This is a genomic window from Dokdonia ponticola (genome assembly GCF_042653865.1).
In the GTDB taxonomy this organism is placed as follows: domain Bacteria; phylum Bacteroidota; class Bacteroidia; order Flavobacteriales; family Flavobacteriaceae; genus Dokdonia; species Dokdonia ponticola.
On sequence record NZ_JBHSFV010000001.1, the window covers coordinates 80,240 to 92,956 of the forward strand.

General features: G+C 37.5%; 10 protein-coding genes. 8 read left to right on the forward strand and 2 right to left on the reverse strand.

Translation table 11 applies throughout. The features are described 5' to 3' along the window. Positions 1–17 precede the first annotated feature (17 nt). Entirely contained in the window at positions 18–557 is a 540-nt protein-coding gene (locus ACFO3O_RS00335; protein ID WP_379976522.1) for a fasciclin domain-containing protein, read from the reverse strand. Positions 558–953: 396 nt separating this feature from the next. On the opposite strand from ACFO3O_RS00335, the gene ACFO3O_RS00340 reads away from it, so the two are divergent. The 7 genes from ACFO3O_RS00340 (at position 954) to ACFO3O_RS00370 (ending at position 9,832) form a co-directional block, all read left to right on the forward strand. After that, on the forward strand, positions 954–4,172 hold the full coding sequence (locus ACFO3O_RS00340) for a WD40/YVTN/BNR-like repeat-containing protein (protein ID WP_379976523.1): 3,219 nt from the start codon (positions 954–956) through the stop codon (positions 4,170–4,172). Between the two features lie 234 nt (positions 4,173–4,406). Further along, on the forward strand, positions 4,407–6,332 hold the full coding sequence (locus ACFO3O_RS00345) for a S9 family peptidase (protein WP_379976524.1): 1,926 nt from the start codon (positions 4,407–4,409) through the stop codon (positions 6,330–6,332). A 38-nt stretch (positions 6,333–6,370) separates the two neighbouring features. Then, positions 6,371–7,066, forward strand: coding sequence for a DUF2490 domain-containing protein (locus tag ACFO3O_RS00350; protein WP_379976525.1), 696 nt, complete (start codon positions 6,371–6,373; stop codon positions 7,064–7,066). Between the two features lie 148 nt (positions 7,067–7,214). Beyond that, positions 7,215–7,730 carry a hypothetical protein gene (locus ACFO3O_RS00355; RefSeq protein WP_379976526.1) on the forward strand — a complete coding sequence of 172 codons (516 nt, stop codon included), beginning with the start codon at positions 7,215–7,217 and terminating at the stop codon, positions 7,728–7,730. A gap of 133 nt (positions 7,731–7,863) precedes the next feature. Further along, entirely contained in the window at positions 7,864–8,355 is a 492-nt protein-coding gene (locus ACFO3O_RS00360; protein ID WP_379976527.1) for a hypothetical protein, read from the forward strand. A gap of 272 nt (positions 8,356–8,627) precedes the next feature. Next, entirely contained in the window at positions 8,628–9,191 is a 564-nt protein-coding gene (locus tag ACFO3O_RS00365) for a hypothetical protein (protein WP_379976529.1), read from the forward strand. A 92-nt stretch (positions 9,192–9,283) separates the two neighbouring features. Further along, the gene (locus tag ACFO3O_RS00370) at positions 9,284–9,832 is read left to right on the forward strand and encodes a hypothetical protein (protein ID WP_379976530.1); all 549 of its coding nucleotides are present in this window, start codon (positions 9,284–9,286) and stop codon (positions 9,830–9,832) included. Positions 9,833–9,944: 112 nt separating this feature from the next. Here the strand turns inward: ACFO3O_RS00370 and ACFO3O_RS00375 are convergent, their stop codons facing one another. Next, positions 9,945–11,153, reverse strand: coding sequence for a DUF418 domain-containing protein (locus ACFO3O_RS00375; protein ID WP_379976531.1), 1,209 nt, complete (start codon positions 11,151–11,153; stop codon positions 9,945–9,947). 103 nt (positions 11,154–11,256) lie between these two features. Here ACFO3O_RS00375 and ACFO3O_RS00380 point away from each other — a divergent pair, with 103 nt between their 5' ends. After that, positions 11,257–12,435 carry a glycoside hydrolase family 130 protein gene (locus tag ACFO3O_RS00380; protein ID WP_379976532.1) on the forward strand — a complete coding sequence of 393 codons (1,179 nt, stop codon included), beginning with the start codon at positions 11,257–11,259 and terminating at the stop codon, positions 12,433–12,435. The last annotated feature ends 282 nt before the right edge of the window (positions 12,436–12,717 follow it).

Here is a 12,717-nt window from a genome sequence, read left to right on the forward strand (position 1 = left end):
CTAAGGTGTGTACTTGATTATTCTTTTGGCATTAAAACGCTTTCTACGGCATGTATCACTCCGTTTGAAGCATCTACATCTGTCATGATGATGACTGATTTTCCGCCTTTGGCATCTTTAATGACAACATTTGCTCCGTCCATCATTAACGTGATTTTTTCACCTTTCACAGTATTTACCGAAAATTTACCTCCATTATCCTTAATGGCTTTTACAACAGCAGCAGCTTTGTATTCTCCTGCTACCACGTGGTACATTAAGATGTCAGTTAGTGCGTCTTTGTTTTCTGGTAATAAAAGAGAGGCTACAGTTCCTTCTGGTAATTTATCAAATGCTGCATTTGTTGGAGCAAATACCGTGAACTCATTGGTTCCTGATAATACGTCTACAAGACCTCCCGCTTTTACAGCAGCTACGAGTGTTGAGAAATTTTCGTTACCAGCAGCTACTTGAACGATGTTTTGATCTTGTGTTGTAGTTACTTCCTTCTTGTCTTTACCTGTAAATGATAAAAAACTTACAGATACACATACGAGTACTATTACTAATTTTTTCATATAAATATTTTATTGGTTTATTATTTTGTTCAAAGATATTATCAAAAAGATAAACAAACTGCCAAATGTTCGTTAATTTCTTCTTTATTCTTAAAAAAACAGAGAACGGATATAGTCACAGCATCACTGTTATGTATTTAGACTTTTGATATATATTTTATTTTTGAGAGCTAGAAACCTGTCTCAATGATAGCTAGACTAAAATTATAAGGTGTAAAACCTGACTATACATAAAAATAGGTTGTTTTTTAGCTTTCGCGAAAGCGAACTTAACATCACTTTAAGATTTTAGGCTTTCACATTTCCTTAACTTAGTCCGTTCAATACCAGAAGTAGCCACGATCCTAACCTATCGTGCAAAAACGAACACCTTATACACTTTATTAAATTAACCAAATGAAACATTTTTACTCACTTCTTCTTTTGTGCCTTTGTACCATCGCAAGCGCACAGAAACTCGACATGTCTATTCTTCAAGACATGGAACCTCGTAACATTGGTCCTGGCGGTATGTCAGGTCGTGTCACGGCTATTGATGTTGTTAATGATCAACCAGATATTATGTACGTGGGTACAGCCTCTGGTGGGTTATGGAAATCGACATCTGGCGGTATTAAATGGGATCCCATTTTTGATAACGAATTGACAGCTTCTATCGGAGCGGTTGCTATCCAACAATCGAATCCTAGCGTGGTCTGGGTCGGAACGGGAGAAGGGAACCCTCGTAACTCCTTAAATGGGGGATATGGAATCTATAAATCACTTGATGGCGGAAAAACGTGGAAATCGATGGGGCTTGAAAAAACAAGACATATCCATCGTGTCATTGTGGATCCTACCAATCCCGACATTGTATATGTAGGCGCTATAGGGTCGCCATGGGGAGAACATCCAGAACGAGGCGTTTTTAAAACAACCGACGGGGGAGAAACATGGAACAAAATATTATTTGCCAATAACAAAACAGGAGTCGCCGATATGGTAATGGATCCTACCAATCCGAATAAACTGATCGTAGCCATGTGGGAACATAAACGTGAGCCTTGGTTTTTTACATCAGGAGGTGAAGGTTCTGGATTACACATGACACATGATGGTGGAAAAACATGGAAGAAATTATCTGATAAAGACGGACTTCCAAAAGGAGAATTAGGACGTATCGGAATTTCTATTGCGCCTAACAAACCAAATATCGTATATGCATTAATTGAAGCTAAAAAAAATGCGCTTTATCGATCGGAAGACGGTGGGTTCAACTGGAAAAAAATTAATGATAAAGAGGACATCGGAAACAGACCTTTTTACTATTCAGATATCCACGTAGATCCAGATAATGAAAATAGGGTGTTTTCTGTATTCACCTACGTTAATGTATCTGAAGATGGTGGGAAAAATTTCTCACAACTCATGGGTGCGTATGGCGTAGATAACGGTGTGCACCCAGATCACCACGCTTGGTGGATTCATCCAGACAACGGTCAGTTTATGATAGATGGAAATGATGGAGGAATGAATATTACCAAAGATGGTGGAAAAACATGGCGTTTTATTGGAAATTTACCTGTAGCGCAGTTTTATCATATCAATGTAGATAATGAATATCCGTATAATGTATACGGAGGGATGCAAGATAATGGAAGCTGGAGAGGTCCTGCCTATGTTTGGAGAGCACAAGGGATTCGCAATAGTTATTGGCAAGAAATTTCGTTTGGTGATGGCTTTGATGTGGTACCAGACCCTGATGATAGCCGATATGGATGGACCATGAGTCAGCAAGGATCAGTAAGTCGTTATGACTGGCAAACAGGAAACAATTATGGGGTAAAACCTACGCACCCAGATCCAGATGTTTATCTACGTTTTAACTGGAACTCGGCTATTAATATTGATCCTTTTGATAGTAATACTGTTTACTTTGGTAGTCAGTTTGTACATAAATCGACAGACAAAGGGTTGACATGGGAAGTGATTTCCCCAGATTTAACAACTAATGATCCTGAAAAACAGAAACAATCAGAATCTGGAGGACTTTCTATGGATGCGACGGGAGCTGAGAATCATACCACTATTCTGGTGATCGAGCCTTCTCCTATGGAGCGTGATATGTTCTGGGTAGGTACTGATGATGGCCGCGTGCATTATACCACCGACGGCGGTAAGAACTATACCGATGTTTCGGCAAACCTGAAAGGGCTTCCCGCTGGAAGTTGGATTACACAAATCAAAGCAAGTAACAAAAAACAAGGAGAAGCACTTCTTGTCGCTAATGATTATCGTCGTTTTAATTATACACCTTACGCCTACCGCACGCGCAACTATGGGAAAACATGGGAGCGTATTGTAGATGGGAATGATGTACAGAGTTACGCCTTGTGTATTTTGGAAGATTTAGAAGAACCTAACTTACTGTTTTTAGGAACTGATGATGGACTTTATGTATCATTAAATGCAGGGGCTAATTGGGAAAAATGGACCAAAGGATTCCCAACAACTTCTGTAAAGGATTTGGTGATCCACCCAAGAGAGCATGATTTAGTGATTGGAACTTTTGGACGCGCAGCCTGGGTACTTGATGACATCAGACCCCTGCGTGCGATTGCAAAGGATAAAAATACGCTTTCGCGAAAGCTACAACTTTTCCAACCTCCTACGGCGTATCAAGCTGCCTACCAACAACCGACAGGAAGTCGTTTTGGAGGCGATGCCCTTTACAATGCTGAAAATAGAGGTCGCGGGGCTTATATTTCTTATTATGTGAAAAAGAATGAGATATCCGCCTCCGCGGATACTAAAGGAAAAAAAGATGAGGATGAAGATGATGAGACCTCTGACGATTCGGAAGTAAAAAAAGTAACGTGGGATTCTGTGCATCTTAAAATTTATGATGGTGAGCGAGAAATACGTCATTTAAAATGGAAAACACCAGACAGTACAGGAATTCACAAAACCCGATGGTTTATGGATGAAGCTGGCGGGGATAGACCCTCCCGTAGTGTACGTAAGCGTAGAAATGAGCCAGGAGGCGTTTCTGTAAAACCTGGAACCTATAAACTTGTGATGAGTTACGGAGATCAAACGAGTACGTCTTCGATTACTGTCGAATCTGATCCTAGAATTGAAGTTTCTCAAAAAGCAATTAATGATACGTATGAGACAGGAAAAACACTCCAAGGACTTACACAAACTGCCGCCGATGCTGTGAAACAATTGGTAGAAAGTAAGACCATCGCCGAGGATTATAAAAAAATGCTGAAAAAACTAGACAAAGATGATGCACATAAAGGAGATCTAAAAGAGATTGGAGAGATGGTGAAACGTATTGATGAAGTCATTGCGTTATATTTAGGAAAAGTGGACAAACGGCAAGGAATTACGCGCAATCCAGAAATGACCGTCATGCGTCGCATTGGTCTTGCTCGTGGATATGCTGGAAGTCGTCCTAATGGAGTAACAGCGACAGAAAAGAGATTGATTCAGCAAGCCAAAGATCAGTTGAAATCTGCTCTTGATACCACCAACACCTTCTTTACAGAAGAGTGGACACCATTCCAATCTAAATTAGAAGCGTTGGATATAAAACCATTTAAAGAAATTAAAAGTTTTGAAATGAATTAATTTGTCAGTCTGAGCTTGTTGAAGACCATTAGTATCACCAATGCTTCGAAAAGCTCAACATGACAGAGGTACTAATAGTATAAAACAGCTAGATAATACCTCATACATTTTGTCTGTTTAGATGCCATCGAAACTTGTAAGAATCTTTTTTTTGATTGAGTTATCGACGGCATTTAAACAGACATTTTAATATGATTTAGTCATAGTCAATTTAACAACTAACAACCTAATCACATGAACAAAGCACTCCTTTTTATCGTAAGTGCATGCATGATTTCTTTCTATTCTTGTAAAGAAGAAAAGAACGAAGCTATAGCTGCATCTAAAAGTATTGAGCACTATACCATTGAGCAATTTATGGATAACGAAAGTGCTAGAGCCAACGGGTTTTCTAGTGATAAATCCAAGGTACTCATAACTAGTAACCGTTCTGGGATTAATAACATGTATAGCACACCTAGTAAAGGAGGTGAACTCACACCAATCACTCAGAGTGACAGTAGTTCTGTTTACGGGATCTCTTACTTCCCTAAAGATGATCGTATCCTATTTAGAATGGATGGAAATGGTGATGAAATCTTTAAGCTGTTTGTAAAAGATGAAAATGGGATTAAGGCATTAACACCCTTGGAGGGCGTAAGAACCTCTTTTAGAGGTTGGGCAAAAGACGGAAAAAGTTTCTTTTATGGGAGCAATGAACGCGATCCTCAGTTTTTGGATCATTACGAAATGAATATTGAAGATTATACATCTAAGATGATTTATAAAGTAGAAAACACTCGTGATTTTAACGCCATGAGTGATGATGGTAAATACATTACGCTCTCTGAAGCGATTAATACCAATGACAGCGATTTATACATTGTAAATACAGAAACCAATGAGCAAAAGAAAGTAAATGCTACACAGAGTAGTAACGGTCATTTAGACTTCTCTCCAGATGGAAAAACGTTATATTTCTCTACAGATGCGGGAGCAGAAAATTCATATGTAGCGAGCTATGATATCGCGACAGGTAACATAAAACGTGTAACGAATAATGAATGGCCTGTATATAGTTACTACTTTACACAAAATGGAACCTATACTATTTTCTTCACGAATGAAGATGCCAAAACAGTGATGAAAGTTACAGAAGTGGCTACAGGTAAAACCATAGATTTCCCTGAAATAGACGGGCAATCTGTTAGCAGTGCTAGTTTTTCTAGAGACGAAACAATGGCATTACTAACTGTAGGAAACTCTGCAAAACCAACCAATATGTATTCGTATGACATGAATACAAAAAAATACTATCAATTAACGGATGTTCTCAATAAAGACATCAATGCAGATGATCTCGTAGAAGGTAAAGTCGTTCGATTCAAGTCGTTTGATGGAGTTGAAATTCCTGCTATTTACTACCAACCTAAGCAAGCTAGTGCTAACAACAAAGTTCCAGCGCTTGTACTTGTTCATGGAGGACCAGGAGGGCAATCAAGGCTTAATTTTAGTTCTCGCACACAATACTTAGTCAACCATGGATATGCAATACTAGCGGTTAATAACCGAGGCAGTAGTGGCTATGGAAAAACATTTTATCAAATGGACAACCAAAATCATGGGGACAAAGATCTGAAGGATTGTATCGCAGGCAAAGATTGGTTGGCTCAACAAGAGGTGATTGATGCAGATAAAATAGGTATCATGGGAGGTTCTTATGGTGGTTTTATGACCATGGCAGCACTTACCGCTACACCCGAAGAATTTAAAGTCGGTGTCAATTATTTTGGTGTAACCAACTGGGTACGCACGCTAAAAAGTATTCCGCCGTGGTGGGCATCTTTTAAAGATGCACTATATGATGAAATGGGTGATCCAAATACGGCAGACTCAATTCGACTAAAGCAAATTTCACCTTTATTTCACACAGATAAAGTAACAAAACCATTACTGGTATTACAAGGCGCACAAGACCCAAGAGTATTACAAGTAGAAAGTGATGAAATTGTAGCAGGGGTACGTAAAAATGGTGTGCCAGTTGAATATGTCCTTTTTGAGGATGAAGGTCATGGGTTTGTCAAAAAAGAAAATCAAATAGAAGCTACAAAAAAAGTAAAAGAATTTTTAGATCAATATTTGAAAGGTGACACCAATAAACTAGAAAAAACCGATCTTTAATGGCAAACGAAAATGCCTACTAAAATTACATCACATTTATGAAAAAAATAACATTGGCACTCCTATTTATCGCTATTACCTCTTATCCTCTATCTGCGCAAAACAATGGAGAAAGTAATCTAGGCGCATGGTATATGCTATTTACCACCAACCAAGTATCTGAAAAAGTGAGTATTCACGCAGAGGTTCAATACCGTAACTACGAATTTGCCGATAATTTTAATCAGTTATTACTCCGTACAGGAGTCAACTACAACATTTCAGATAATGCCATGGCAACTTTTGGGTATGCCTATATCACCACAGACCCTACGTTTGAAGAACCTGATGGAGAGCAAAACACCACAGAACACCGTATCTACCAACAATTTTTACTTAAAAACTCTGTAGGGAAATTTAAGTTCTCACATCGGTATCGTTTAGAACAACGTTTTATAGACAATCCCCTTTCGGGAAATGATACCCAGCACCGTGCCCGTTATTTTTTAAGGGTGACGTATCCGCTGAATGACAAATGGTTTCTCACAGCGTATGATGAAATATTCATCAACTTACAAAATGAGTTTTTTGGACAAAACCGTTTGTTTGGTGCTGTGGGCTATAACTTCTCTAAAAATCTCAGTACGCAAATCGGGTACTTAAAAAATGACTTTAGGGTAGACACCTTTGACCGTTTTCAAATCGGATTCTTTGTCAAAACGGATTTAAGAAAGAAGAAGGAAAATGTAGATTAATAATTCTTGATTGTTAATTTTCAGATACTAGATTCTAGATGCTGGAAGTTTGAATCCTGAAAATTGTTGATAGAATTGAAGATTTTAGATTGAGGATTTATAATTTGATTTTCTTTAGATTTCCCATTTTAAAAATTTAGGTGCACCTATGGCTAAACAGAAAGCCCCCTTCCCATTTCAAATGAGAATTATTCACAGATACTTAGGATATTTCTTGGCTGGAATCATGGCAGTATACGCTGTGAGTGGTATTATCATGGTTTACAGAGAAACAGATTTCTTAAAAAACGAAGTGATTACAGAGCGTCAGCTAGAACCAAACTTAACAGCTGCTGAGTTAATTCCTAAGATTCGTAAGAGCGGTAAAGTAGAAAAGACAGAAGGAGATATTTTGTATTTCAAAAATGGAAATTACAATCAGAAAACAGGAATTGTTCGCATAAAAAAATTGGAACTTCCCTTTGTTTTAGAAAAAATGGAGCGAATACATAAAGCAACAACAAACAGTCCTTTATACTTTCTAAATATCTTTTTTGGCGCTTCCCTCCTCTTTTTTGTACTCTCTGCCTTCTGGATGTATACGCCAAAAATGCCGGTCTTCAAAAAAGGGATGTATTTCGCGGCAGCGGGTATCATACTTACCTTGATTTTAGTGTTTATCTAGAGATATTTTTCTGATTTGGTATATGTTTTTTCGCTTAAAGCGAAAATAGAGAGTGCATTAAAAAAGATCTAAAAATATCCTCACTTTTAAAACGTTATACTTATATACTTTTGCAGACAATTCTCTACCAAACATGACGAACAAGATCTTACTTGTATTTCTATTATCCCCTACTTTAATGGTGAACGCACAAGAAGATTTTGGAAGAGGAGAAACATTCCGAAAGGAAGTCATTACAGAGGTTCACAATCAATTGAGATTATGTGATTTTGAAGATGACTTTTCTATTTCAGAAGTAAAAACAACTCATGAAACCTTTCAAATATGCGAGTTCACAGATGTATGTGATCCTGGTACGTATTTTAAAATCTATAAAGCGGGGTTTTATGAGACTCCTGATAAGTATCAGGAATTGTATTTTACAAAAAGAGATACCCTCATTTTTGCCCGTGAGACAAAACTGTCTATTTTTGGAAATGACACCATTATATGGAGCTGTGACTACTTTTTTGAAAAAGGAGCGTTAGTTGATTTTAGCTCGCTAGGTCACGGAAAGACAGAAGAAGAGGATTGGAATCCTGAGTCGATTATTACACAGTTTAAAGAACGTCTAGGACAACAGTAAAGCAGGGAAGTTTTGATTCTTTTTAAGATTTCGAAGAGCATAATGATGTAGAAGTTGGACTAAGCCTGATAAAAGAAAACACGACTTTAGGAAATCACGAATTAAGACTAAATTTTAATAAAAAAGGGATGTATTGCAAGTCATGAATCTTATAGTCCGATAGCTATTGAAATAATATAGAAATATCCTAGGTTGACTAAAGAAGATATAGTAACATTGTACCCTTAATCTGCAGAGCACTTTAGCCACATAACATTTAAAAAAAACACTACATGCAAAAAACACTAATCGTATTAATCGTCATTCTATCTTCAAATTTAATTCAAGCACAGTTTATAAAAGAAAAGTCTATAAATGCTCAAATTGGATACGGAGTTAGTGTACCATTCAACAGTGTTGACGAAATAGCTGATAGTGGTTTTTTTGCACAAGCAGAATTGGTATTAAAAGCGACTTCTTGGGTTGAATTTAGACCCTATGCAGGCTTTATTTTGACAAATTCAGACGGAAAAGATTTAAATGATAACCCAACCGATGAAAAAGCAGAAACAAAGGCCTTTTTATTGGGTGGAAAAGCAAGAGTGCGCGCACCAATTCCATGGGTGGCTCCGTACATTGAAATTGGAATAGGAACTTCTATTGGGAAATTTGAAACATTAACAGCATTTGATAACATTGACAAAAGCGGTATTATTTTTCACGTGCCTTTTTCATTTGGACTAGAGTTGGGAAAAAATAATAATGTTGATTTAGGATTCGCTTATTATTTTCATCCATCTGTCGAACAAGCTACTGGAGCTTTTGCCGTTGGAATTACATTTCCTTTAGATAATTAAAATGAAGTTTAGTAAATCATAGAGGAATATCAATCTATAAAGATGTAGTTTCGATGTAGTTTCTTCCCTTAATTCTATACACCTAAAAAAACATGAAAAAGCAACTTTTAATTTTGTCACTTTTATTTTTCTTAATAACAATCAGTTGTAAGGAAAATGAAAACAATAAAGTAGAAATAAATAACAAAGAAGTTTCTGAAAAAAGATTTGAGAATACTGTTTTTAGTTTTACATATCCTGAAGATTGGAATATTACAGATGGTGAAGCAATAGAAGAAGGTATTTTTTATCTATCAGTAGAAAAAAAAGGACTTGACGCCAGCGGACTTATAACCATAGTTTCATACGAGGAGTTAATTGATTTAGACGAATCTATACTGATGAATATTGAACAATTACAAGATAATCCCGTTCTAAACGATTTCAGTTTTGATGAGATAGTAGACAGTCAATATAATACGGTTTCGTCTCGATCTTCACAGTTTAATTTCAAAACAATGGGGATGAAGCATGAGGGAATGATATATGCATTTAGTAGTCCAACTAATTCTGTTGTAATTCTCAAACAAGAAGCTGTTGAAGACAGAAAAGAAAACGCCGAGGGTTTTGACACTATAAAAAATAGTTTTAAAATAAAATAAATGGTTCTCGCTTTCGCGAAAACAAAACAGGAATCAAAGGAACCACGAATCGAGACTAAAAAATGATGAGTGGTAAAACGATGTGTCTAGAAACGTGGCGATTCTGAATTATTTAACTCTTCTTAATCGCCAGCACCTTTCCATACGAAATACACCGCCACACCCACTCCAAAGGGCCATACTTGAAAAAATGAAGCCAAATCTTGCTGAAGAATACTTGTGCCGTAAACACCATTATAGCGAGTCCCATCGTTTGGGATGGAGATAGAGTTTGATACCACCCTAATCCTAAAGAAGAGAATATAAAAAGTCCTATCAAGCTTTGTAATAAATAATTAGTCAGTGCCATACGCCCTGCATATTGTAAAGGCGATAAAAGCTTCTTCCAAAACGAATACTGATATCCATACGCCACTAACCAAACCATAAACAACGCCATCAACGTGTCACAAAGATGCATGGCATAGATAAAAATTGATCGCCAAATCGGTGCTGACCAAATATCCGTTTCCCATAAAAAGAACAGAAAGAAGAGTCTATAAAGATTAGAAAGTACGGCCATCCATAGGATGGGTTTTTTAATACGACAAATCCATGTAGGGATATCATGTAACCATCCCTTCTTCCCTATGGTGAGTCCGAGGATAAACATGGTAAAAGCAATAGGCATCAGAGATACCAATAAGACATTCACATTACTTTTATACTCCTGTATGCGTAATTGCATGCCTTCAAAATACGTACCCTCTCTGATGGTCGTTACTATAGACTCAGATGTGTAGGCTTCCAAATAACGTTCCGCTTGATATCCAATACCTGAAACAATCCATTCAAACAACAACCCATAAAAAGGAAATAGAAATACAATGAGTGCCAGGATCAATAATTGCTTGGGAGTCCATTGTACAAAAAGGAGTGTACCTAACCCCATAAGTGCATAGATGTGTATAACATCACCCGACCACAAAAAGAGAATATGCGCGACCCCAAACAGAAACAAAGCACCCATCCTACGATAAAAGAAGGCAATCGATATACCTTTTCGCTTTAAGCTCATCCATTGAATACTGATTCCTATCCCAAAAAGCAACGAAAATATAGGAAAGAACTTTCCGTAAAAAAAGAGTTGTTGAATACGTACCATCAGACGATCTAGAGAAGATGTCCACTGCTGTGAAAAAGCATCTTGATTCATAAACACACAATTCATGATCTCTATATTCACCACAAATATCCCTAGCAACGCAAACCCTCTCAGGATATCCAGTTGAATGATTCGATTTTGGAGGGGAGCATGGTGTATTTCTTGTGGTGTCGACATACGGATAGATGGTGTTCAAAAATACGATTTCGAAACCAAAATAACCTCTAAATTTTAATAACCGTATCTTTCCCTTGAATCCACCTAAAACTCAACACATACGATGCAGACTTATACATCCTTTTTAAAACCGTTATGCTCAATTATTTTAACAACCCTCCTGCTTTGTAGCTGCCAAAAGACAGTTACAGAAACCGCTGAATTACAAAAAGATACTGATCATTGGGCATTTACTAAGTTTACTAAGGTAGATAGTATCAACCCTATTTTAAAACCTACAACCAGCTTACAATTTGAATGTCCGATTACAAAACAGGAACGCAATTGGGAAGAACGAAATGTCCTCAACCCGTCGGCGATTGTGAAAGACGATCAGGTATATTTATTTTACAGAGCTCAAGATTCTATGGGAACTTCACGGATTGGGCTTGCGATCAGTGACGACGGACTTCATTTTACAAAAGAAGAAACACCTGTTTTTTATCCGGATGAAGATGCGATGAAACCCTATGAATGGAATTATAGAAAACTCAACGGCGAGTCGCTTGTTGAGGATTGCAAAAGCTGCTATTTTGACGGTGTGGAAGATCCAAGAATCATCGAAAGTGAAGATGGCACCTACATCATGACCTACACCGCTTACGATGGAAAAACAGCTCGCCTAGCGATCGCTTCCTCTAAAGATTTAATCAATTGGACAAAACACGGACTCGTACTTAGCCAAGATCGTTATAAAGATCTTTGGTCAAAATCGGGAGCGATTGTTGTAGACGTTATCGGAAACAAAAACATCGCCAAAAAGATTGATGGGAAATACTGGATGTATTTTGGAGATACGCATCTGTTTATCGCGACCTCAGACGATTTAATTCATTGGGAAGTAGCAGTGAATGAAGAAAATCAGAAAATGATTTCTGTGTTGCATCCTAGAAGCGGGTATTTTGATAGCCGATTGGTAGAGCCAGGTCCGTTTGCTATTTATAAAGAAGAAGGCATTTTATTAATTTATAATGCGAGTAATGCTGCCAATTTTAATGACGCTGCCTTACCAAAATTTACCTATGCAGCTGGACAAGCCTTATTTGATAAAGACCAGCCAAACAAACTACTAGAGAGAACACCTTCCTATTTTATCTACCCTGATAAAGACTACGAGAAAATCGGAGAAGTCAATGAGGTATGTTTTGTAGAAGGTTTAGTTGCTTTTAAAAACCGCTGGTTTCTCTACTATGGCACCGCTGACTCTAAAATCGCTGTTGCTGTGCATGAATTTGAGGAATAGATCGCTGCACTTCTAGAGGTAAGACCGCTGCACTTCTAGAGGTAAGACTCCTCAACTTTTAAATCCCGGTGACTTCGATACAATTTTAAATCATCACGCTGTGCTGATATAAAATCACTCAGTCTCCTCGCTTTAATGCTGTCTAAAAACAGATCTTAGGTGATTGAGTGCTTTCACCTTTTTCTGCGGAAGTGTATCGAAATTATATTCTTCTCGACTTGTCGACTCCTCAACTCCTCAACTCCTCGACACATCGACTTTTTGAAAATAGACCGCTACGCT